General features: G+C 66.1%; 18 protein-coding genes and 2 pseudogenes. 9 read left to right on the top strand and 11 right to left on the bottom strand.

All coding sequences use genetic code 11. From position 1 onward, the window contains the following. Window positions 1–15: 15 nt before the first annotated feature. The 4 genes from HWX22_RS04060 to HWX22_RS04045 form a co-directional block, all read right to left on the bottom strand. The gene (locus HWX22_RS04060) at window positions 16–1020 is read right to left on the bottom strand and encodes an arabinose ABC transporter substrate-binding protein (RefSeq protein WP_059689237.1); all 1005 of its coding nucleotides are present in this window, start codon (window positions 1018–1020) and stop codon (window positions 16–18) included. Window positions 1021–1101: 81 nt separating this feature from the next. Then, a complete protein-coding gene (locus tag HWX22_RS04055; RefSeq protein WP_059689236.1) occupies window positions 1102–2031 on the bottom strand; it encodes a Gfo/Idh/MocA family oxidoreductase in 930 nt (309 codons plus the stop codon). Window positions 2032–2055: 24 nt separating this feature from the next. Beyond that, window positions 2056–2985, bottom strand: coding sequence for a dihydrodipicolinate synthase family protein (locus HWX22_RS04050; protein ID WP_059528961.1), 930 nt, complete (start codon window positions 2983–2985; stop codon window positions 2056–2058). 101 nt (window positions 2986–3086) lie between these two features. Then, on the bottom strand, window positions 3087–4838 hold the full coding sequence (locus HWX22_RS04045) for an IlvD/Edd family dehydratase (protein ID WP_059528963.1): 1752 nt from the start codon (window positions 4836–4838) through the stop codon (window positions 3087–3089). 114 nt (window positions 4839–4952) lie between these two features. On the opposite strand from HWX22_RS04045, the gene HWX22_RS04040 reads away from it, so the two are divergent. Then, window positions 4953–5903, top strand: coding sequence for a LysR family transcriptional regulator (locus HWX22_RS04040; protein WP_175910787.1), 951 nt, complete (start codon window positions 4953–4955; stop codon window positions 5901–5903). 1168 nt (window positions 5904–7071) lie between these two features. Here HWX22_RS04040 and HWX22_RS04035 read toward each other — a convergent pair. The 4 genes and pseudogenes from HWX22_RS04035 to HWX22_RS04020 form a co-directional block, all read right to left on the bottom strand. After that, window positions 7072–8262 carry a DUF6402 family protein gene (locus tag HWX22_RS04035; RefSeq protein ID WP_175910784.1) on the bottom strand — a complete coding sequence of 397 codons (1191 nt, stop codon included), beginning with the start codon at window positions 8260–8262 and terminating at the stop codon, window positions 7072–7074. 341 nt (window positions 8263–8603) lie between these two features. Beyond that, window positions 8604–8897, bottom strand: a pseudogene (locus HWX22_RS31910) (recombinase family protein); the annotation flags it as partial. Continuing rightward, window positions 8896–9216: pseudogene (locus HWX22_RS04025) on the bottom strand (glutathione S-transferase N-terminal domain-containing protein); the annotation flags it as partial. The pseudogenes HWX22_RS31910 and HWX22_RS04025, both read right to left, overlap by 2 nt. Next, complete coding sequence (locus HWX22_RS04020; protein ID WP_175910782.1) at window positions 9213–9689, bottom strand: OsmC family protein; 477 nt, start codon at window positions 9687–9689, stop codon at window positions 9213–9215. The gene HWX22_RS04020 and the pseudogene HWX22_RS04025, both read right to left, overlap by 4 nt. Window positions 9690–9783: 94 nt before the next feature. Here HWX22_RS04020 and HWX22_RS04015 point away from each other — a divergent pair, with 94 nt between their 5' ends. Continuing rightward, entirely contained in the window at window positions 9784–10425 is a 642-nt protein-coding gene (locus tag HWX22_RS04015; protein WP_175915080.1) for a GntR family transcriptional regulator, read from the top strand. Between the two features lie 130 nt (window positions 10426–10555). On the opposite strand, the gene HWX22_RS04010 is transcribed toward HWX22_RS04015, so the two are convergent. Continuing rightward, entirely contained in the window at window positions 10556–11590 is a 1035-nt protein-coding gene (locus HWX22_RS04010; protein ID WP_175915079.1) for a LacI family DNA-binding transcriptional regulator, read from the bottom strand. Window positions 11591–11780: 190 nt separating this feature from the next. Here HWX22_RS04010 and ugpC point away from each other — a divergent pair, with 190 nt between their 5' ends. The 5 genes from ugpC (at window position 11781) to HWX22_RS03985 (ending at window position 18144) form a co-directional block, all read left to right on the top strand. Next, on the top strand, window positions 11781–12929 hold the full coding sequence (gene ugpC / locus HWX22_RS04005; protein ID WP_175915078.1) for a sn-glycerol-3-phosphate ABC transporter ATP-binding protein UgpC: 1149 nt from the start codon (window positions 11781–11783) through the stop codon (window positions 12927–12929). An 8-nt stretch (window positions 12930–12937) separates the two neighbouring features. After that, window positions 12938–14929, top strand: coding sequence for a beta-galactosidase (locus HWX22_RS04000; protein ID WP_175915077.1), 1992 nt, complete (start codon window positions 12938–12940; stop codon window positions 14927–14929). A gap of 63 nt (window positions 14930–14992) precedes the next feature. Further along, window positions 14993–16252 (top strand): extracellular solute-binding protein, encoded by a 1260-nt coding sequence (locus HWX22_RS03995; protein ID WP_175910773.1) that lies wholly within the window; start codon window positions 14993–14995, stop codon window positions 16250–16252. A 54-nt stretch (window positions 16253–16306) separates the two neighbouring features. Then, on the top strand, window positions 16307–17266 hold the full coding sequence (locus HWX22_RS03990; protein WP_059689227.1) for a sugar ABC transporter permease: 960 nt from the start codon (window positions 16307–16309) through the stop codon (window positions 17264–17266). A gap of 26 nt (window positions 17267–17292) precedes the next feature. After that, window positions 17293–18144 (top strand): carbohydrate ABC transporter permease, encoded by an 852-nt coding sequence (locus tag HWX22_RS03985; protein ID WP_039318652.1) that lies wholly within the window; start codon window positions 17293–17295, stop codon window positions 18142–18144. 166 nt (window positions 18145–18310) lie between these two features. Here the strand turns inward: HWX22_RS03985 and HWX22_RS03980 are convergent, their stop codons facing one another. Continuing rightward, window positions 18311–19792, bottom strand: coding sequence for a nitronate monooxygenase (locus HWX22_RS03980; RefSeq protein WP_175910771.1), 1482 nt, complete (start codon window positions 19790–19792; stop codon window positions 18311–18313). 196 nt (window positions 19793–19988) lie between these two features. After that, the gene (gene glcC, locus HWX22_RS03975; protein WP_059604673.1) at window positions 19989–20759 is read right to left on the bottom strand and encodes a transcriptional regulator GlcC; all 771 of its coding nucleotides are present in this window, start codon (window positions 20757–20759) and stop codon (window positions 19989–19991) included. A 233-nt stretch (window positions 20760–20992) separates the two neighbouring features. On the opposite strand from glcC, the gene glcD reads away from it, so the two are divergent. Together glcD and glcE are read left to right on the top strand one after the other, a co-directional pair. Then, a complete protein-coding gene (gene glcD, locus HWX22_RS03970; RefSeq protein WP_175915076.1) occupies window positions 20993–22492 on the top strand; it encodes a glycolate oxidase subunit GlcD in 1500 nt (499 codons plus the stop codon). Beyond that, a complete protein-coding gene (gene glcE, locus HWX22_RS03965) occupies window positions 22492–23574 on the top strand; it encodes a glycolate oxidase subunit GlcE (RefSeq protein ID WP_175910767.1) in 1083 nt (360 codons plus the stop codon). Before glcD ends, glcE begins: the two co-directional genes overlap by 1 nt. Window positions 23575–23595 lie beyond the last annotated feature (21 nt).

Below are 23595 nucleotides of genomic sequence, written 5' to 3'. Positions count from 1 at the left end.
CGTCGCCCCGCACGCTCAGATGCCGAGCTCGGTGCGCACGGCCTGCCAGTTCGTGCGCGTCATCAGCTTGCCGCTCGTCTGCGTGTCGGCGGGCGGCGTCTTGCCGTTACGGATCCAGTCGACGAGGTTCTGCGTGCTGTCCTTGCCGTGGTTCGTCGAGCTGACCGCGATCGTTCCGTAGAAGCCGGTCGGTTCCTTCTTCTGGAATTCGGCGAACGCCTCGCCCGCGCCGTTGATGCCGACGCCGATCACGTCGGCCGCCGGGATGTGCAGCTGTTCGGTCGCGCGCACCGCGCCGAGCACGGTTTCCTCGTTCAGCGCGAAGACCACCCATTTCTTCACGTTCGGATGGCGCGAGAGCACCGGGAAGGCCGCCTCGAGACCGCCGCTGTCGTCGGTCGTCTTCTGCGGCGCGTCGAAGATGTTCTCTTTGCGGAAGCCGTTCGCGAGCAGCGCCTGCGTCGCGCCGTCGGTGCGCAGCTTCGCCGTCGGCAGCTCGTAGTTGGTGATGCGCAGCGCGCCGACTTCCTCGGGCTTCCAGCCGCGCCGCTTCATCTCGTCGGCGATCGCCTGGCCGACCTGGTTGCCGATCTTGGTCGCCGACATCCCGAGGTGCGGCACGTTCGTGAGCGGCTTGCCGGTCGAGTCGACGAGCTGGTCGTCGACCGTCACGAACTTCATGTTGTAGCGCTTCGCGCGCGCGGCGATCGCCGGCCCGAGGCGCACGTCGGGCGCGCAGATCACGAAGCCCTGCGCGCCTTGCGAGTTGAGGTTGTCGATCGCGGCCAGCACCTTCTCGCCGTCCGGCGTGCCGATCTTCACGACCGAGAAGTTTTCCTTCTGGCCCAGCGCGGACGCCGCGTTCTGCTCGTTGATGAACCATGCCTGCTCGGGCATCTTCACCAGGAAGCCGATCTTCAGCGGCGCGTCGGCGTGCGCCGCGCCGTGCATCCCGAGCGGCGCAATGCAAAGCGCGGCCAGCAGCGCGCGGAGGGTATGTCGGCGAATCGTGCGGTTCATGCGGTGTCTCCTTGTATTGGCTTGGGTCTTCAACTACCGTCGTGCGCGGTCGCGCTCGCGATGGCGCGCGCCGGCACGGTGTCAGCGGCCGAACGCGTCGGTCCCGACGCGCCGCCCGAACAGAAACGCATCGGCGACGAGCCGCAACGGCCGCACGTCGACGTCGCTTTCGCCGCGCGCGATCAGCGCGCGGAACTGCGCATACAGCGCCGGATACTCGCGCTGCGGCCCGATCTCGACCGGCTCGCCGCCGATCGACAATTGTGCACCGCCGCGGCTGATCGCGAGTACGCCGTCCGACGTGTCGACCGCGATCTCCCATTGCTCGACGGGGCCGTGCCGCCAGTCGAATTCCGCGCGCACGGGCACGCCTTCCGTATCGGCGCAATCGAGTTCGGCCGCGATCGGCATCTGCGCGTCGCTCGGCACGTAGAGCGTCGCCTCGCGCAACACGAGTTCGCGCGGCAGGATCCGCGTGACGATCGACAACGCGTTGATGCCGGGATCGAACACGCCGAGGCCGCCGGGTTCCCAGATCCACTGCTGGCCCGGATGCCAGCGCCGCACGTCTTCCTTCCAGCGCACCTGCACCGCGCGGATCGTGCGCGTCGCGAGCCACGCGCGCGCCGGTTCCACCGCGCTCGCGCAGCGCGAATGCCAGGTCGCGAACAGCGTGAGGCCGCGTTCGCGCGCGAGCGCGTCGAGCGCGGCCACTTCGCCGAGCGTCGCGCCCGGCGGCTTCTCGAGCATCACGTGCTTGCCGGCTTCGAGCGCGGCGCGCGCCTGCGCGTAGCGCACCTGCGGCGGCGCGCACAGCGAGACCGCGTCGAGTTCGGGCTCGGCGGCCAGCAGCGCGCGCAGGTCCTGATAATTGCGCACGCCGCTGACTTCCGCGTGACGGCTCGCGCACGCGGTCAGCACGAAACCCGGTTCGGCGGCGATCGCCGGCAGGTGCTGGTCGCGCGCGATCTTGCCGATCCCGATCACGCCCAGCGAAATCACGTTGCTCATCTGCATTCCTCCTTCGCCACTTGCTCAGTGCGCCCAGCGCAGCACGAGCGGATCGAGCCGGCGCGCGATCGCGATCAGCTCCGCGCGCGTGTCCGGATGCAGTTCCGGCATCGGATGCCGCGGCCGCTCGCACGCGATCACGCCGCCTTCACGCATCAGCGCCTTCGCGGTGAGGATCCCGGACTGGCGGTTCTCGTGATTGATCAGCGGCAGCCACGCCTGATAGCGCGCGAACGCATCGTCGTGCCGCCCTTCGCGGAAGGCTTCGAGGATCGGCCGGATGCCGTCCGGAAACCCGCCGCCCGTCATCGCGCCGGTCGCGCCGGCATGCAGGTCGGCGAGCAGCGTGATCGCTTCCTCGCCGTCCCACGGCCCTTCGATCGCGTCGCCGCCGAGCCGGATCAGCTCGCGCAGCTTGTTCGCCGCGCCGGGCGTCTCGATCTTGAAGTACGCGACCTGCTCGATCTCGCGCGCCATCCGCGCAAGGAACGGCGCGGACAACGCGGTGCCGCTCGCCGGCGCGTCCTGGATCATGATCGGGATGTCGATCGCATCCGACACACGCGCGAAGAAGTCGAAGATCTGCGCTTCGGGCACGCGGAACGTCGCGCCGTGATACGGCGGCATCGCCATCACCATCGACGCGCCGAGCTGCTGCGCGCGCAGGCTGCGCGCGGCGCACACCTGCGTGCCGTAGTGCGACGTCGTGACGATCACCGGCACGCGGCCGGCGACGTGTTCGAGGATCGTGCGCGTGAGCACGTCGCGTTCGTCGTCGGTGATCGCGAATTGCTCGGAGAAGTTCGCGAGGATGCACAGGCCGTCGGAGCCCGCGTCGATCATGAAGTCGACCGCGCGCTTCTGGCTCGCGAGGTCGAGCTCGCCGGTGTCGGAAAACGTCGTCGGGACGACGGGGAAGATGCCGCGATAACGCGGCGTGCTGCTCGATGTCATGGTTCGGTCCTGCGTCGGCCTCGAGGCGAGGCCATCAAGCGTTCACGGTTTCATATCGCCACTTCGCGTCGCGCGGGCCATCGCCCGCGCCCGCCTGCCGCTCAATGCGAATGACTCGGCACGTCGGCACCGCGCATGCCGACCAGGAAGTCGAGGTCGCACCCCTCGTCGGCCTGCAGCACGTGATCGATGTACAGCCGCGCGTAGCCGCCCTTGCCGAGCTGGCCGGCCACGCCGGGCGCCGCGGTCGGATCGACGTCCGACAGGCGGCGCTGCAGTTCGTCATCCGTAATGTCCAAATGCAGCGTGCCGGCGTCGCAGTCGAGTTCGATCCAGTCGCCGTTGCGCACGGCGGCCAGCGGCCCGCCCGCGGCGGCTTCCGGCGCGACGTGCAGCACCACCGTGCCGTATGCCGTGCCGCTCATCCGTGCATCCGAGATCCGCACCATGTCCTTGACGCCCTGGCGCAGCAGCTTCGGCGGCAGCCCCATGTTGCCGACCTCGGCCATCCCCGGATACCCGCGCGGCCCGCAGTTCTTCAGCACCAGCACCGAGCTGGCATCGACGTCGAGCGCTTCGTCGTTGATCGTCGCCTTGTAGTGATCGAGATTCTCGAACACCACCGCGCGGCCGCGATGCTTCAGCAGCTCGGGGCTCGCCGCCGACGGCTTCAGCACCGCGCCGCGCGGCGCGAGATTGCCGCGCAGGATGCAGATGCCGCCGTCCGCGATCAGCGGCCGGTCGAGCGGGCGGATCACCTCGTCGTCGTAGTTCGGCGCTTCGCGCACGTTGTCCCACAGCGACTTGCCGTTGACCGTCAGCGCGTCCGGGTGCGGCAGCAGCCCGCCTTCGCCGAGCCGGCGCAGCACGGCCGGCAGCCCGCCCGCGTAATAGAACTCCTCCATCAGGAAGCGCCCGGACGGCATCAGGTCGACGATCGTCGGCGTGTCGCGGCCGATGCGCATCCAGTCCTCCAGCTCGAGCGGCACGCCGATGCGGCCCGCGATCGCCTTCAGGTGGATCACCGCGTTGGTCGAGCCGCCGATCGCCGCATTCGCGCGGATCGCGTTCTCGAACGCGGCGCGCGTCAGGACCTTCGACAGCACGAGCCCTTCGAGCGCCATCTCGACGATGCGGATGCCGGACATGTGCGCGAGCACGTAGCGGCGCGAATCGACGGCCGGAATCGCGGCGTTGTGCGGCAGCGCGACGCCGAGCGCCTCGGCCATGCACGCCATCGTCGACGCGGTGCCCATCGTGTTGCAGGTGCCGGCCGAGCGCGACATCCCGGCCTCGGCCGACAGGAAGTGGTGCAGGTCGATCTCGCCCGCCTTCAGCGATTCATGCAACTGCCACACGGCCGTGCCCGAGCCGATGTTCTTGCCTTCGAGCTTACCGTTCAGCATCGGCCCGCCCGACACGACGATCGCCGGCACGTCGCAGCTCGCCGCGCCCATCAGCAGCGCCGGGGTCGTCTTGTCGCAGCCGGCGAGCAGCACGACTGCGTCGATCGGGTTGCCGCGGATCGCTTCCTCGACGTCCATCGACGCGAGGTTGCGCGTAAGCATCGCCGACGGCCGCAGGTTCGATTCGCCGTTCGAGAACACCGGGAACTCGACCGGGAAGCCGCCGGCTTCCGAGATCCCGCGCTTCACGTGCTCGGCGAGCTTGCGGAAGTGCGCGTTGCACGGCGTCAGTTCGGACCACGTGTTGCAGATGCCGATGATCGGCCGACCATCGAACTCGTGATCGGGGATGCCCTGGTTCTTCATCCAGCTCCGGTACATGAAGCCGTTCTTGTCGTTCGTGCCGAACCATTGGGTGGAGCGCAGCCTGGGTTTTGTTGCCGACATCGTCAGTCCTGTGGTGACGGGATACCGGCGCAGTCTAGGCAGAAATTTGATAACTGGCTAATGACGTTTTAGGCGATTACGATATCGAATCCGATATCGATATAAACCCGTACGATGCAAGAAGCCAGCCCGTGGGGAAACCGCAACCGCCTGAAGACCCGCCAGCTCCTGCTGCTCGTCGCGCTCGCCGACGAAGGCAGCATTCACCGCGCGGCGGCCGCGCTGAACATGACGCAGCCGGCCGCGTCGAAGCTGCTGCGCGAGCTCGAGGAATCGATCGGCGCGGTGCTGTTCGAGCGGCTGCCGCGCGGGATGCGGCCGACGCTGTATGGCGACGTGCTGATCCGGCACGCGCGCGCGGCGCTCGGCAGCCTCGACCAGGCGCGCGAGGAACTGGCCGCGCTGAAGGCCGGCCATCTCGGGCACGTGGCGGTGGGCGCGATCACATCGCCGGGGCTGCGGCTCGTGCCGCCGGCCGTCGCCGCGGTGAAGGGCACGCATGCGAACGTGCGCGTGTCCGTCGCGATCGACACGAGCAACGCGCTGCTCGAACACCTCGCGCAGGACAGGCTCGACATCGTGCTGGGCCGGCTGTCCGCCGAACACGACAAGCTGCACCTGCGCTACGAGCCGCTGACCGGCGAGCCGGTCGCCGCGGTCGTGCGGCCCGGCCATCCGCTGCTCGCGCAGGCGCCGCTGTCGCTCGCCGACGTGCAGCGCGCCGCATGGGTGATGCCGCCGGCCGGCAGCGTGCTGCGCCACCGCTTCGAGCTCGTGTTCCAGCGCGCGAGCCTGGCACCGCCCGCGAACGTAGTCGAGACGGCCGCGCTGCTGTTCATCACGCAGCTGATCGAGCAGAGCGACATGATCGCGGTGCTCGCGGAAGATGTCGCGCTGTACTACGCGCGGCACGGGATCGTCTCGGTGCTGCCGCTGGAGATGGATTGCCGGATGGACGATTTCGGGATCATCACGCGCACCGACCGGCTGCATTCGCCGGCTGTCGAGGTGATGGCGGACGCGATTCGGGCGGCGGCGAGGGAGGTTTACGGGGTCGGGGTGTAACGCGGAGGCCTCTGGTTCGCGTGGGCCGCGTGCCCGTTGAAGGGCTCCTTGCGAGTACGGTGAAGGCATGCATTTTTCCTTTATCGTTAACGGTCTATGCATTGCGTGTCTGCGCGTACTGATTCCAGAAAAAGAAAAGGGGCCGCGCGGCCCCCTGGTCTCATCGTTGACGCAACAACCCCTTAGCTAGCTGCCGCATGCCTGAAGCGTCGCGCTCAGTGTAGAAATTCCGGCTCCGCCTTTTTAGCCTGCACTACGATCTACGCTGACAGAGCCGTCCTGACGACGTTCTGAACCGGCGGCCCCCACGCCTGAACCAATGCCGCCCGCGATTGCGCACGGGCGGCGCTCCAAACCCTGCTACCCACACCCCTCCTGCATACTGAACACCGCCCAAGGTCCATCGTGCTCGGAAGGCTCACGACACACACCCAGCCGCGCTATGGCCGTCTGATACAGGCGGTCGAATCCTGCTTCACCCAACTCGTCTACCCTCTCCAACTCATCCTCATAGTGGCGCAGACCAAGCGCTTTCCACTCGTCGCGCATGAAGTCAAACGCCCACCGACTGAATGACAACGCGCCCCCTTCTGAATCTTCAGGAATCGGGCCTCTGAGGCTTTGGCTTGTGAGTTCGTCGCGGGGATTCTGAGGCCGTCAGCAGCCTGCTAAGGTAGCTGGAGTGATGTACGTCGCATTGGGCAAGCGAAGCTCGCCGGCCCGTGGGAAAAAGTCACATGGAGGCGGGTATATCAATGGCTTTTGAACTGGGTTTGATTAAGTGGGACAAGCCGAGGGCGGTTCGCTAAAATTCTATCCATCAGGGATGGCGGTAAATTGAAATACGACCCATCTCCGTCCTCACCTCCCCTTTGAAACTGCACGCAATCCCTCCCCCAGAATAAATCCGGAACCGGTGAGTCAAAAGTTGTTATTGCCAAAATTTTGCCGGTTTTGTTGTCGTAAAGTCTGGCGACAAATGCATAGTCGACAATGTTAAACGGTTGCTTGCTAAACCGCTCATAGGTTGAGTCGCACAATGTGGCATAGTATTTATTATCCGGGGAAATTGATTTTTTGCAGTATTTCCCAATCGGACTTCTATCAAACCCCCACATGTAACATGCCCATACGCCTACGGCGACAAATAATATTGCTTTGCTCGGTTTCATAGGAAGACACGAATTGGTTTATCCAGGCGAATAAATTTCTTTTCTGAAAACAGAATGAAGTCCCCACCTCGCCCATGCTTTTTCTGCCATGCCCTGAAGTCGCTGTTGTGGACCGGATAGTAAAGACTGCCTTTTTTCCTTGTGTCTCCGAGGGCGACGGGATAATCGAGATATGGGACGCGAGAAGATAACGAGCCAACGAAAGCGTACGGGACTACAATGATTCCGTTTTCACCCCAGTGGCCCAAGTACTGCGATGGGTCCCCATCCTTATCCTCAAAGGTATAACCATCTCTTACATAGACCCAAATGGCATTTACTTCGACACATCGACTCCGACTATACTCGTCAATGTAGAAGTTTGCTTGCGCAACTGCCGCATATAGGTTGAAACTCCCTAACGCAGCAAACAAATCGTCCGGAACGCCTTTGTTTTCTTCGCTGAAGCGAATAAACGATTTTAGCTTATCTCCCAGGGCTCCGTCGACAGATGCGAATTGAAATTGGAACAGTTTGTGCAACAATCGAATATCATCTTTAAATACTTCAGATGTTGCAAAGAAAGTATAGCGGCCGTAGTACGCAGACAATTCACCCCTTAATTTCCCGCGCGCTCTTTCTGAATAAATTCCGATTTCAATCAACTGATCGTACTTTTCTTTCGCTCTCCGATGCTTCAAAACCCAGTCCAGCTTAACGATTGAGTAGTCATACATGTCATCAGCATAGGGTTTCCCGTTCTGGTCGATCGCAAATCTTTGATTATTCGAATCGGTTGAATAATTGAGCCTACCCGCAAACCATCGCTCCATGAGTTTTGCCCCGATCGGCATCATTTCCCCGCGCATGGCCGCAGGAATCTCCTGAATGTCGAAGGGTGGAACGGTCGGTTTGACCTGGACCGGGGGCAAAGGCTTGGGCTGCTTTGGCGGATCGGGGGTATCCAGCCATTTCTTGAATCGCGAAAAAGCGTTACCAATCCTTTCGAAGTCGTCGACCATCTTGTCCAACGAATCCCGCTTGGGTGCCGGATCCGGTTTGGGTGCCGGTGGTTTGGGCGGCTCTGGGGGTAACCGCGGGGCCATGTCCATCGAGAGCTTGGCCTTATGCACGATGCGCGCGCCGTCCCGTTTTCGCCATCGCCAAAGCATTTTGTTGATTTCGTAGTAGGACAGTAACTCTGACATGTGCTCTCCAAAAATCCAGCGAAGGGGCTAGGTTAGGTTTGAGTTTCACTCGCGGGCTGCTGTTCTTGCAAGCCGAATACCTTCACCTCACTTCAGCACATTTGCGTACAGAATACCTCTCACTCTCAATGCCACCTGACTATTGTTTTTATTTCCACACACAACCGACTTTTGAAATAATCGGTCTTTATTTAATTGTCAGCCCCGGCTTTTCCAACAAAAAAAGTCCGCTCTCGACAGCCAGAAGTCACACCAGTGGGTAACGTGCACTGGCCCCTCCGAATCGCGCACTGTTCCACCACGTTCTTAACCATCTGCACAAGCATGGCGCGGGCACCAACTGCACGCTTCAACCCCGCTTGCGCGCGCTCGATCAACAGGTCGCGCCCGAATTCCGCCACGGCACCCAACACGCCCATCGTCACCTTGCCCGCAGCGCTGGTCAAATCTACGCCGCCCAAAGCAAGTCAATGGACACGCACACCCATACCGTCCAGCTTTTCGACCGCTGCTCGCACATCCATAGCATTACGGCCCAAACGATCCAGCTTCGTTACGATCAACACGTCGCCCGATTCCATACGATCCACCAATCGAGCGAAGCCCTTGCGTTCCATTGCCACCACGCTTCCCGAGCCACATGAGCCACGTATAGAAGCGCGCGCGCTCGGGCGCACCGAGCGCCGGCGCAAGCCGTCGCGCCGGATGCGTATCGGCCAGATGCAGGCAAATCGCGTCGGTCTCGTACAGCACGAGGTCGCCGTCGACCAGCACCGGAATTAGCTCGTTCGGATTCAGCGCGAGGTACTCGGGCGACTTGTGCTGGTCGCGCGTGCGGGCGACGAGCGCCAGCTCGAACGGCTTGCCGATTTCTTCCAGCACGAAATGAGGCGCCATGCTCGTGTTGCATGGATAGTAGAAAAGCCTCAACGACTTCTCCCCGGCGTGCGTCAGGCGGCAGCGAACTCGATCACCGGTTCGCACCGGATCGGGAAATTCACCGAATTCGCCACATAGCACTTCGCATGCGCGTCATGATGCAGCCGCTCGGCCAACTCGCGATCGTCGCCCGCGAGGATCGTCACACGCGGGTGCAGCACGATTTCGGTGAAGCTGCCCGGCTCGGGGCTGTCGAGCATCGTCGCTTCGGCGTCGTCGACATACGCGAGCACGCGGATGCCCGCATCGGAACACAAATGCAGATACCAGAGCTTGTGGCACGCCGATACCGACGCCAGCAGCAGGTCTTCCGGATTCCAGCGCGCCGCGTCGCCGCGGAACGCCGGATCCGACGAGCCCGGAATGTCCGGCTTCGAACCCGCGCGGATCACATGATCGCGGCCGTATTCGCGATACCCCGACGTACCGGTTCCCCGGTTGCCGGTCCACTCCACTGCCACGCGGTACTTGTGTTCGCCATGCGCCATCTCGCTCTCCTCTGCTGTCGGAACGTGAAGCCGCCATTGTGGCACCGGAATGTCGTTTGGTATACCATTATTCCAAAATGAGGAACCCGGAAGCATGGAAGCCAGACCCGATTCCACGGCGGACGCCGTGGCCGCATCGTTGCGGGAGATGATCATCAACGGCGAGTTGCAGGCAGGTGAGCGGCTCGTCGAGCGCGACCTCGCCGAGCGCTTCGGAATCAGCCGGATTCCGATGCGCGAAGCGATCCAGCGTCTGGAGCGCGAAGGCTTGCTGGACATCTTCCGCAATCGCGGCGCGGTCGTGCGGATGCTGAGCGCGTCCGACGTGCAGGAAATCTACGACATGCGCGCGCTGCTCGAAGGCGATGCGATCTACCGCAGCGTGAAGCGGCTCGACGACGAAACGCTCGCGCGTGCCGAACTCGTGCACCGGCTGCTCGGCGAATCGAACGTGCCGCGCCGGCAAGGCGAACTGAATCGCGAATTCCATGCGTTGCTGTATTCGTGCTGCGGCAACGCGCGGCAGTTGAAGGCGATCGCGGAACTGCGCAGCCAGGTCGAGCGCTACGAGCGGCTGCAAGCCACGTTGCTCGCGGATACGCCGTCGTTCCAGGTCGAGCACGACGCAATCCTGCAAGCATGCCGAGAACGCAATGCACGTGGCGCCCGCGCGATGACAGTCGCGCATCTCGATTCGGCCCGGCGCATCGTGATGCGGCTCGTCGAAGGCGGGTGACGACGCCGGGCGATCCGGCCGGGCCTCGTCATTGCGTCCACCGGTTCTCGGCTCGCCCCCCGTTCGCAGCTTCCCGGCCTCGCACGGTGCGGGTGAAACACGCGACACTCGTCGCGACCGCACGCGACATCTACACCGTCGTGCGCCGCCCCGGCGCCGCGCCCGTCGTACCCCTCACCACCAATCGCGGCACCGACGCCGTCCGCACGCGCGATGCATCGTCGATGTGCCCGCCCGCCTCGCGCAATGCGTTGAGCAGTTCGACCGCGAGCCCCGCGGCCTCGGCGGTCGGGATCGCAACGGTCGTCAGCGTGGGACGCGTATCGCTGGCCAGATGAATATCGGTGATACCGACGATCGACAGATCGTCGGGCACGCGCCGGCCGCGATCGGCCGCGGCGTGCAGCGCGCCGATCGCGGGCAGGTCGTTGGTCGCGACCAGCGCGGTCAGCTCCGGATGCGCGTCGAGCAGCCAGCCCGCCGCGCGCACACCGCCTTCGATCGAATCCGGTTCGGCCGCGACGATCGACGCGTCGAGCCCGGCTTCGCGCATCACGTCGACGAAGCCGTCGTAGCGCGCCGCCTGCACGCCGCTCGCCGAGCCGCCGACGATCACGCCGATCGTCCGATGCCCGAGCTCGAGCAGATGCCGCGTCGCAATCCGCCCCGCCTCGCGGAAATCCACAGCCACGCACGGCAACCCTTCGGGCGGCGCATCGGGCCGCTCCCACAGGCACAGCACGACCGGCACGCCGCGCCGCGCGACGTCGACCAGATCCGGCAAATGCAGATTCGCGTTGGTCACGAGAATGCCTTCGGAAATCGTGCCGGCGATCTGGTCGAGATACGCGCGCCCCTGCAACGGATCTTCGTTGGTATTGCAGACGATCAGGAATTGCCCGTTGCGGCGCACCGCGCGTTCGACCGCGAGCGCGAATTCCGGATAAAACGGGTTGGCGATGCTCGACACCATCAGCGCGACCGTCGGCGCGCGCCCTTCCGCCAGCGCCCGCGCGGCAAGATGCGGCCGATAGCCGAGCGCCTGCACGGCGTCGAGCACCCGCGCCCGCGTGGCTTCGCCGACCCGGCCGCGGTTGCGCAGCACGTTCGAGACCGTCGCGGCCGTCACGCCGGCGCGGCGGGCCACTTCATCGAGTGTCGCCATGATGTGTCCACTATATGAGATGCCGATCCAGTATTTGCTTCGCTTACCGAAGCGGCGCACTATCGCCGCACACCCTGCCGCCCGATCAACGGGCGCGACTCGGCCACGATCGCTATCGGCGCTTTTTTTGATCGCGATGGTTAAGCGCTTAAGCATCGATGAGAGCGCATTAGAACATGGAGCGGAGACAATGGCGAGCATCTCGATGCGGCGCGTGCAGAAAGCCTACGGCGAGCACGCGCCGGTCATTCGCGACGTCGATCTGGAGATCGGCGCGCACGAGTTCTGCGTATTCCTCGGTCCGTCCGGCTGCGGCAAGTCGACCCTGCTGCGGATGATCGCGGGCCTCGAGGACCTGAGCGACGGCGAGCTCTCGATCGACGGCCGCCGCGTCGACGACGTGCCGGCCGCCGAACGCGGCGTCGCGATGGTGTTCCAGAGCTACGCGCTGTTTCCGCACATGACGGTCTACGAGAACATGGCGTTCGGGCTGAAGCTCGCGCGCGTGCCGAAGGCCGAGATCGACCGGAAGGTGCGCGACGCCGCGCGGATCCTGCAGCTCGACACGCTGCTCGAGCGCAAGCCGAAAGCGCTGTCGGGCGGCCAGCGGCAGCGCGTCGCGATCGGTCGCGCGATCGTGCGCGAGCCCGGCGTGTTTCTGTTCGACGAACCGCTGTCGAACCTCGACGCGGCCTTGCGCGGCCAGACGCGCATCGAGATCGCGAAGCTGCACCGGCAGTTCGAACGTGCGAGCGTCGTCTACGTGACGCACGACCAGACCGAAGCGATGACGCTCGCCGACAAGATCGTGCTGCTGCATGCCGGCGCGGACACCGCGCGGCACGGCAGCATCGCGCAGGTCGGTGCGCCGCTCGACCTCTATCACCATCCGGCCAGCCGCTTCGTCGCCGGCTTCATCGGCTCGCCGCGGATGAACTTCCTGCCGGCCATCGTCGTCGCCTGCGACGCGCAGCGCACGATCGTCACCGTCGTGCCGTCCGGCGAAACCTTCACGCTGCCGCGCGACGGTTCCGTGCTCGCGGTCGGCGCGGCCGTCACGCTCGGCATCCGCCCCGAACACCTGACGCTCGGCGCCGCGCACGACGCAACCACGCTCGCGCGCGACGTCGTGCTCGTCGAGCGCCTCGGCGAGCAGACCTACGTGCATCTCGACCAGCCAGGCGGCACGGCGCTGATCGCGAAAGTGCCCGGCGACGCCGCCGTGCGCAGCGGCGAGCGCGTGCATGCGCATGCGCCGGCCGCGGCCTGCCACCTCTTCACCGAAGACGGCCGTTCGCTGCCCGCGTGCGCCGACCTTCCCGTCCACCATTACGCATAAGGATCGGCATGCGCCTCGGAGTCTGTTACTACCCGGAACACTGGCCGGAATCGATGTGGGCCGACGACGCCCGCCGGATGAAGGCGCTCGGCATCGCGCAGGTGCGGATCGCCGAATTCGCGTGGAGCCGCATCGAGCCGTCGCCGGGCGAATACGACTGGGGCTGGCTCGACCGCGCGGTCGACGTGCTCTCCGCGGCCGGTCTCGAGATCGTGATGTGCACGCCCACCGCGACGCCGCCGAAGTGGCTCGTCGACCGTCACCCCGACATCCTCGCGATCGGCGCGGACGGACGGCCGCGCACGTTCGGTTCGCGCCGCCACTACGACTTCTCGTCGCCGACCTATCTCGACGCGTCGCGCCGCATCTGCACGGCGGTCGCCGAACGCTACGGCCACCACCCCGCCGTGCGCTACTGGCAGACCGACAACGAGCTCGGTTGCCATCAGACGGTCGTCAGCTACTCGCCCGCCGCGCTCGTGCGTTTTCGCGCATGGCTGCAGGCGCGCTACGGCACGATCGATGCGCTGAACCGCGCGTGGGGCACCGTGTTCTGGAGCATGGAGTATCGGCATTTCGACGAAGTCGACGCGCCGGTCGGCACCGTGACCGAAGCGCATCCGTCGCACCGCCTCGACTATCGGCGCTTCGCGTCGGACGAAGTCGCACGCTATCACCGGATGCAGGTCGACGTGATCCGCGCCCATTCGCCGGGCCGCCCCGTCGCGCACAATTTCATGCAGCTCTTCACCGAGTTCGATCACTACGAGGTCGCGCGCGACCTCGACGTCGCGACGTGGGACAGCTATCCGCTCGGCGCGCTCGAGGAGCAATGGTTCGCGCCCGACGTGAAGGCGCGCTGGCTGCGCACCGGCCATCCGGATTTCGCGTCGTTCAATCACGACCTCTATCGCGGCATGTCGAAGCTGCCGTTCTGGGTGATGGAGCAGCAGCCGGGGCCCGTGAACTGGGCACATTGGAACCCCGCGCCGCTGCCGGGCATGGTGCGCCTGTGGAGCTGGGAAGCGTTCGCGCACGGCGCCGGCTGCGTGTCGTACTTCCGCTGGCGGCAGGCGCCGTTCGCGCAGGAGCAGATGCATGCGGGCCTGCATACGCCGGACGATCGACTCGACGAGGGCGGCCGCGAAGCACAGCGCGTCGCGCACGAGATTGCCGCCGTGATCGACGCCGGCGCCGATGCCGACGCGAACGGCGCCGTGCGTGCGCCCGTCGCGCTCGTGTTCGACTACGAAGCGAAGTGGCTGTTCGACGTGCAGCCGCAAGGCGCCGATTTCCACTACCCGCGCTTCGCGTTCGAGTACTACTCGGCGCTGCGTTCGCTCGGCCTCGACGTCGACATCATTTCCGCGCGTGCGCCGCTCGACGGCTACCGGCTCGTCGTCGTGCCGCCGCTGCCGATCGTGCCGGACGACTTCGCGGCGCGGCTCGCCGCATCGGGCGCGCATGCGGTGTTCGGGCCGCGCACCGGTTCGAAGACCATCGACCTGCAGATTCCGCGGACGCTGCCGCCCGGCCCGCTCGCCTCGATCCTGCCGATGCGCGTGTGGCGCGTCGAATCGCTGCGGCCGAACGTGACCGAGCGGATCGACGGCACGCTGCGCGACGGCTCGCCGCTCAACGGCGACGCACGCCACTGGCGCGACCTCGTCGAGCTGCACGACGACGCACGCAGCGTCGTGCGTGCACGCTTCGCCGACGGTCATCCGGCCTGCGTGTCGCACGGCACGCTGCATTACTGGGCCGCGCTGTTCGACGATGCGACCACCGCGCGCCTGTTCGCCGACGTCGCGGCCGAAGCCGGCCTGACACCGTCGCCGCTCGGCGACGGCGTGCGCGTAAGCCGGCGCGGCGGCCTGACCTACGTATTCAACTACGGCAGCACGCCGCACACGATCGATGCGGTGCCGCCGTCCGCGTTCGTGGTCGGCGCCGCGCAGGTCGAGCCGCAAGGCGTCGCCGTGTACCGAAGCCGTTCGTAGCAACCGCCCCCGGCGCCGCGACGCGCCGGTCAAGCACAACGACACACAGGAATGGAGACATACATGACACATCGCCCCCTTCGCGTCGCCGCCCGGCTTGCGACCGCCGCCGCCATCGCGTTCGCTTCGTTCGGCGCCACGGCGCCGGCCGACGCGGGCACGCTGACGATCAACATCGCGTTCAAGGGCGCCAGCCAGCGCGCGGTCTGGCAGTCGACGCTCGAGGCGTTCCACAAGGCCCATCCCGACATCGACGTGAAGCCCACCTTCGTCGACGAGGAAGCGTATAAGGTGCAGCTCCCCGCATGGCTCACGACCGTCGCACCCGACGTCGTGAACTGGCACGCGGGCGAGCGGATGGCGTACTACGCGAAGCGCGGGCTGTTCGAGGACCTGAGCGGCGACTGGGCGAAGAACGGCTGGGGCGCGATGTACGCGTCGACGCGCGACGCATCGTCGTACAACGGCAAGCAGTACGCGGCGCCGACCGTCTATTACTCGTGGGGGCTGTTCTATCGCAAGGACCTGTTCCGCAAGGTCGGCATCGCGGACGAGCCGAAGACCTGGGACCAATTCCTCGACGCATGCAAGAAGCTGAAGGCAGCCGGCATCACGCCGGTCGCGGTCGGCGGCCGCGACGCGTGGACGCTCGCCGGCTGGTTCGACTATCTCGACCTGCGCCTGAACGGCAATGCGTTCCACCAGCAACTGATGGCCGGCGACGTGCCGTACACCGACCCGCGCGTGAAGAAGGTCTACACGACGTGGAAATCGCTAATCGATTCGGGCTACTTCATCGACAACGCGCTGTCCTACGATCTCGACGGCGCGCAGCCGTTCCTGTTCCAGGGCAAGGCCGCGATGATGCTGATGGGTACCTTCATCGCCGCGGGCTTTCCGCCGAACGTGAAGCAGGAAATGGGCTATTACCGCTTCCCGATCATCGACCCGAAGGTGCCGACCGCCGAGGACGGCCCGGTCGAATCGCTGCACATCCCGACCAAGGCGAAGAACAAGGCCGACGCGCATACGTTCCTCGCGTTCGTCGAAACGCCCGAGATGGGCGCGAAGCTCGCGGAAGGGCTCGGCTCGCTGTCGGCCAACAGCAAGTCGCCGGAACCGGCCGATCCGATCTCGCGGATCGGCTTCCGGATCCTCGCCGATACCCGGGGCGGCGTCGCGCAGTTCTACGACCGCGACATGACGAAGGAAATGGCCGACGAAGGGATGAAGGGGATGCAGCAGTTCCTCGCGAATCCCGCGCAGCTCGATACCGTGCTCGCGCAACTCGAGCAGACCCGCAAGCGGATCTACAAGAAGTAACCGCGTGACCCCTGCGGCGGCCCCGTGCCGCCGCGTCCGTCCAGGAGGCTTGCCGTGTCCAGTCCGATCACGTCCAGACCCGTCGAAACGCCTGCCGCACCGGCCGCCGCCGCGCCGCCGGCCGGCAGGTCGCCCGCCGCACTGCGCGCGCGTCGCCCGTCGCCGGCCGTGCGGCGGCAACAGCGCGCCGCGTGGCTCTTTCTCGCGCCCGCGTGCGCAATGGTTGCCGTCTATGTGATCTGGCCGATCCTGTCGACGCTGTGGCTGAGCCTCTGCAACTGGGACGGGATGACCGAGCGCACGTTCGTCGGTCTCGCGAACTACGCCGAGCTGCTGCACGCACCGACGTTCTACACCGCGCTGCGCAACAACGTGATCTGGCTCGCGCTGTTCATGCTCGCGCCGCCGCTCGGCCTCGCGCTCGCGCTGTACCTGAACCAGGCGGTCGCCGGCATCCGGCTCGTGAAGTCGCTGTTCTTCGCGCCGTTCGTGTTGTCGGGCGTGGTCGTCGGCCTGATCTTCTCGTGGTTCTACGATCCGACCTTCGGGCTGCTCGCGCTGATCGCCGGACACGGCATCCCGGTGCTCGGCGATGCGCGCTACGCGACGTTCGGCATCGTGTTCGCCGCGCTGTGGCCGCAGACCGCGTACTGCATGATCCTGTACCTCACCGGCCTCACGTCGGTGAACCCGGAACAGATCGAAGCGGCGCGGATGGAAGGCGCGCGCGGCTTCGCGCTGCTGTGGCACGTCGTTCTGCCGCAGTTGCGGCCGACCACGTTCATGGCGATCGTCGTCACGGTGATCGGCGCACTGCGCAGCTTCGACCTGATTTCGGTCATGACGGGCGGCGGCCCGTTCGAAAGCTCGACCGTGCTCGCGTATTACATGTACGACCAGGCGATCAAGTACTACCGGCTCGGCTATTCCGCGGCGATCGCGGTCGTGCTGTTCGCGATCATGCTCGTCTACATCGTGTTCCAGTTGCGCCGCATGCTGCGCAACGAGCAGTGACCTGACCTTCCGGGGATGCCTTCATCATGTTTCCGACACCCGTTGCCCACTGGAAGCCGGTATCGCGCCGGCTGTACAAGCTGTCGCTGCCCGTCGCGCTGGTGATCTGGCTGCTGCCGATGATCGCGGTGTTCGTCACGTCGGTGCGCTCGACCGAGGAACTGGTCGAAGGCCACTACTGGGGCTGGCCGCGACACTTCTCGATGATCGAGAACTATCGCGACGCGCTGACCACGTCGCCGATGCTGCATTACTTCTGGAACAGCGTGCAGATCACGGTGCCGTCGGTGCTCGGGTCGATCGCGCTTGCCGCGATGGCCGGGTTCGCGCTGGCGACTTACCGGTTTCGCGGGAATGCCGCGTTGTTCGGGACGTTCGTCGCGGGGAATTTCGTGCCGGTGCAGGTGTTGATGATTCCCGTGCGGGATTTGTCGCTCAGGCTCGGGGTATTCAATACGGTCGAGGCGTTGATTCTCTTTCACGTCGCGTTCCAGACGGGGTTCTGTACGCTGTTTCTGCGGAATTTCATCAAGCAGTTGCCGTTCGAGCTGATCGAGGCGGCGCGGATCGAAGGCGCCGGCGAATGGACGGTGTTCTGGCGGATCGTGTTGCCGTTGATCCGTCCGGCGTTGGCGGCGCTTGCGATTCTCGTGTTCACGTTCGTCTGGAACGACTACTTCTGGGCGCTGTGTCTCACGCAAGGCGACGAGGCCGCGCCGATCACCGCGGGGGTGGCAGCGCTGAAGGGACAATGGACGACATCGTGGAACCTCGTCTCGGCCGGGTCGATTCTCGCCGCGTTGCCGTCGGTCGCGATGTTCTTCGCGATGCAGAAACATTTCGTCGCGGGGCTGACGTTCGGGGCAACCAAAGGTTGAATTCGCCCTGACCGCCGATCGCGAATTCGGATCTCCCCCTCTTCATCGAGAGGATTGCCCGCTTCGGCGGGCTTTTTTGTTCTGATGGGGCCTGTGTTCACGTCAGGGCCAAATAGACCATACCCACCTCGGCAATCCCCAAAGAACCTGCGCGGATACGCCCTACCTAAACGCTCCCCGCCCCTTTCTCCCTCAACCGCGCATCCACCGCGCCGATATTCTTCTCGTGCGCGACCAGCATCAACGACAGCGCGTGATGAATATCCGGATCGGCGAGCGTCGGCAGCAGCGCTTGCAGCTTGCGCACGACCCACCGCTGTCCGCGATTCAAAAACGCCATCCGCTCGGCCAGATCATCGATCGCCATCGCCTTTTCATGGAACGCGCCGGTCGCGCGCGTCGGTGTCGCGCCGAGCGTGCGTATCGCATCGACCAGCACGCTGCACCAATGCGCCTCGTCCTGTCGGATATGCGCGATCAGCCGATGGAGTTCGGGATCGTCATTGACCTCGGCCGCCGTCTCCGACGCAACGCGTGCACCCGCGCGCTCCGCCTCCAGCAATTCGTCGAGCGCCGCGAGCAATGCCGTGCGGTCCTCATTCACCTCGCCCGTCGGTGAGACCGCCGCACCTTTCTCGACGATCGCCGCCGCGTCGCGCACGATCCGGCGCAGCACGTCGCCGGCCGATTCGATCGCTCGAATTCGCCCGGCCCCCGTGCCCGCATACAACGCCATCGCCTCGACATCGCCGGTCATCGTACGCAACGGCGAGTCTGTACTGAACAGATAAATCGGCCGCCCCTCCTCGTCACCGATCACGACGCGCTCGTCGTTGAACGGATCACCGCGCTCGCCACGCGTCACGCTCGACGGCAGCACACGAACCCGCGCACCGCGCGGCCAGTTGATGTGAAAGATGTCGGTCAACAACGTGTCGCCTTCACGCGCATCGACGATCCGCTGCTGGTGATACGCATGCGCGAATGATTCGTGCGTCGCGATAAACGCCGTACCCATCACCGCCCCCTGCGCGCCGAGCGCCATCGCGGCGGCCACGTCGGCGCCGTCGACGATCCCGCCCGCCGCGAGCACCGGCAACCGCGTCGCGCGAATCACTTCAGGCAGCAATTCGGCCAACGGCCGATCACCACGCACGTGGCCGCCAGCCTCGCGCCCCTGTGCGATCAGCGCCTGCGCCCCGGCCGCCTCGGCCGCGCGCGCATCGTCGAGCGAGCCCACCTGATGAACCACCCGCACGCCCGCATCGCGCAGACGCCGCACGACGGCCGGCATCACGTCCCAGAACAACGCAACGGCCGGCACACGCAGTTCGATACACGCATCGATCTGCGCATCGAGCAACTCGGGCGGTGTCGAGGCGGGAATCAGGTTGACGCCGAATGGCCGCTCGGTGGCCGCGCGCACCTGTTCGACCTCGCGCCGGATCAACGCGACCGGCTCGCGCACCATCCCGAGAAAACCAAACCCGCCGGCGGCGCTCACCGCACTCGCGAGCTCCGCCCGCGCGACGCCGCCCATGCCCGCAAGCACGATCGGCCATGCACAGCCGAGCAGGTCGCAGACGGGGCGATGCAGGATCTGGACGGCGCGAGCCTCGGCCCCGTCGCCATGCATCGGAATCGACATGCAGCGTCCTCCTTCAAGGATTGGCGGCGCGTCACGGTCAACCGCGAAGGCGCGTGTCGCGCCAGGGCGAAACGGGTCGTGTCGGGCCACGCATCGAATGCATCAGGTTGTGACATATTCGACCGTCAGGCCGCAGGGTCAGCGCGATATTCCTGATACACGTCACGGCGCCCACGGCCACGCCGGGTCAAGCGGCTCAGGTCCACCCTTCGAGGCGCAGCGTCGAGCGCACGAGCCGCTGCTCCTCCGCTTCGATCTCGCGCAGATAATCGACGCACTGCCGGATATGCTCGCTCGCGGCCTTGCGCGCCTGGTCGGGCAGCCGCCCGGTCACCGCGTTGTAGAGCCGCGCGTGCTGGCGGTCGATCTGCTTCTTCAGCGGCTCGCGGTGATAGAGATTGTTCACCGACGCGAACACGGAACTGAGCAGCAGATCGGTCAGCGATTGCAGCGTGTTGACGAGCACCGGATTGTGCGACGCCTCGCAGATCGCGAGATGGAACGCATGGTCGAGCTTCGCGCGCGCGGCCGGATCGAGATCCTGCGCGTCGGCCGCGGTCATTTCCTCGTATCGGCGCTTGATCAGGATGAAGTCGGCGGGCGTGCCGCGCAGCGCGGCGAGCCGCGCGGCTTCGGTCTCGAGCATCCCGCGCACTTCGAACAGGTCGTACAGCGTGCGCGGCTGCGAGCCGAGCAGATGCATCATCGGCGAGACTTCGCGCTGCGGGGTCAGACTCGCGACGAACGACCCCTTGCCGTGCGTCGTGTCGATGATCCCGCGCGCGCGCAGCAGCTTCATCCCTTCGCGCACGGCCGTGCGCGACACGCCGAGCTTCTCGGTGAGCCGCCGCTCGGACGGCAGCGCTTGCCCGGCCTTCAGCACGCCATCGACGATCAACTGCTCGATCCGCTCCGCGACGACGTCGGCGACATTGCGCGCCGGTGCTTGTCGATCCTGCTTTTCCATACTGGTATGACCACTTCTGGCGAATGTCGTCGATTTTCTCACAAACCCTTGTGTGGATTGGGTTTTATGTCTTGATCGAGTCCTCACGAAAGGCACGCCTCGAAAAACTGGTATGACCACGCCAGCAACGTCTGGACACGTGCCGGCCTCCCGCCAAGAATGCGGTCCATCCGGCGCGCCGCGCATCCCGCGGCCGCCTGCATGGTGAAGAGGGTGGAGACGGGAGACACACGATGAGTTTCACCTACGACGAACGCATCGACGGCCCGCTGGCGACCGTCGACCGCGACACGCTCGTCGCCGCGCTCGACGCGGCGGCGCCCGGCCTCGACGTGCTGCACGAACGCGAGGCGCTGAAGCCGTTCGAATGCGACGGCCTCGCCGCGTACCGCACTGTGCCGCTTGCGGTCGTGCTGCCCGACACGGTCGAGCAGGTGCGCGCGGTGCTGTGCGTCGCGGCCGCGCACGGCGTGCCGGTCGTCGCGCGCGGCGCGGGCACGGGCCTGTCGGGCGGCGCGATGCCGCTCGAAAAGGGCATCCTGCTCGTGATGTCGAAGTTCAACCGGATTCTCGGGATCGACGCCGATGCCGGCATCGCGCGCGTGCAGCCCGGCGTGCGCAACCTCGCGATCTCGCAGGCCGCGGCCCCGCACGGCCTCCACTACGCGCCCGATCCGTCGTCGCAGATCGCATGCTCGATCGGCGGCAATGTCGCCGAAAACGCGGGCGGCGTGCACTGCCTCAAATACGGGCTGACGGTGCACAACATCCTGAAGGTCGAGATCCTGACGATCGACGGCGACACGCTGACGCTCGGCGCCGACGCGCTCGACGCCCCCGGCTTCGACCTGCTCGCGCTGTTCACCGGCTCGGAGGGGATGCTCGGCATCGTCACCGAGGTGACGGTGAAGCTGCTGCCGTTGCCGCCGAGCGTGAAGGTGCTGATGGCGAGCTTCGACGACGTCGCCGAAGCCGGCGCGGCGGTCGCGCGGATCATCGGCGCGGGCGTGATCCCCGGCGGGCTCGAGATGATGGACAACCTCGCGATCCGTGCGGCCGAAGACTTCATCCACGCGGGCTATCCGGTCGACGCGCAGGCGATCCTGCTGTGCGAACTCGACGGCGCGGCAACCGACGTCGACGAAGACGCCGAACGCGTCGCCGCGCTGCTGCGCGACGCCGGCGCGTCGGAAATCCGCGTCGCGCGCGACGAAGCGGAGCGTCAGCGTTTCTGGGCCGGCCGCAAGAACGCGTTCCCGGCGGTCGGCCGCATGTCGCCCGACTATTACTGCATGGACGGCACGATCCCGCGCCGCGAACTGCCGCGCGTGCTCGAAGGGATCGCCTCGCTATCCGCCGAATATGCGCTGCCGGTCGCGAACGTGTTCCATGCGGGCGACGGCAACATGCATCCGCTGATCCTGTTCGACGCGAACCGTCCCGGCGAGCTCGACCGCGCGGAGGCGCTCGGCGGCAGGATCCTCGAGCTGTGCGTCGCGGTGGGCGGCAGCATCACCGGCGAACACGGCGTCGGGCGCGAGAAGATCAACCAGATGTGCGTGCAGTTCAACGCCGACGAAATCACGTTCTTCCACGCGGTGAAGGCCGCGTTCGATCCGCGGCGCCTGCTCAATCCCGGCAAGAACATTCCGACGCTGCATCGCTGCGCCGAATTCGGCGCGATGCACGTCCATCACGGCAAGCTGCCGTTTCCCGAACTGGAGCGCTTTTGATGCGACGCGAACGCGAACCCGAATCGATCGACGACAGCGCAGCGCTCGTCGCGCAGGTCGACGCCGCGATCCACGATCGCCAGCCAGTGCACATTCGCGGCGCGGGCACGAAGGCGTTCGTCGGCCGCGCCGTCGAAGGCCGCACGCTCGACGTGCGCACGCATCGCGGCATCGTCGCGTACGACCCGACCGAACTCGTCATCACTGCGCGCGCGGGCACGCCGCTCGCCGAACTCGACGCGATGCTCGACGCGGCCGGCCAGATGCTGCCGTGCGAGCCGCCGACGTTCGGCGGCTCGGCCACCGTCGGCGGGATGTTCGCGGCCGCGCTGTCGGGGCCGCGCCGCCCGTGGGCGGGCGCGGTGCGCGACTTCGTGCTCGGCTGCCGCGTGATCACCGGCCACGCGAAACATCTGCGCTTCGGCGGCGAGGTGATGAAGAACGTCGCGGGCTATGACGTGTCGCGGCTGCTTGCGGGCAGCTTCGGCTGTCTCGGCGTCGTGACGGAGGTGTCGCTGAAGGTGCTGCCGAAGCCGCGCGCGACCGGCGATCTCGCGTTGCCGCTCGCCGCCGCCGAAGCCGTGCAGCGCGTCGCCGAATGGCGTCGCGCGGGGCTGCCGCTGGCGGGCGCCTGCCACGCGGACGGCGTGCTGCGGGTGCGCCTCGAAGGCGGCGAGGGCTCGGTGAAGGCCGCGCGCGACACGATCGGCGGCGCGCGCATGGACGATCGCGACGACGGGTTCTGGGCACGGCTGCGCGACCTGTCGCTGCCATTCTTCGACGATCCGCGCCCGCTGTGGCGCGTGTCGGTGCCAGCCGCCGCGCCGCTCGATTCGCTCGCCGGCGCGCTGCTCGTCGACTGGGGTGGCGCGCAGCGCTGGCTGAAAACCGACGCCGCACCGGCCGACGTGCAGCGGTTCGCCGCGCAGTGGGGCGGCCACGCGACCTGCTTCACGCCCGGCACGACGTCCGAGCCGTTCCAGCCGCTGCCGCCCGCGCTGCTGCGCGTGCATCGCCAGCTGAAGGCGCAGCTGGATCCGCATGCGATTTTCAATCCCGGCCGCCTGTACGCGGACGTCTGAACGCCAACCCGACTTCGAACC

Origin of the sequence: Burkholderia sp. BCC1638 (genome assembly GCF_902833195.1) — a bacterium.
Lineage (GTDB): Bacteria > Pseudomonadota > Gammaproteobacteria > Burkholderiales > Burkholderiaceae > Burkholderia > Burkholderia diffusa.
Note: the sequence above shows the minus strand (reverse complement) of the source record. Positions and strands in the feature narration are given on the sequence as shown.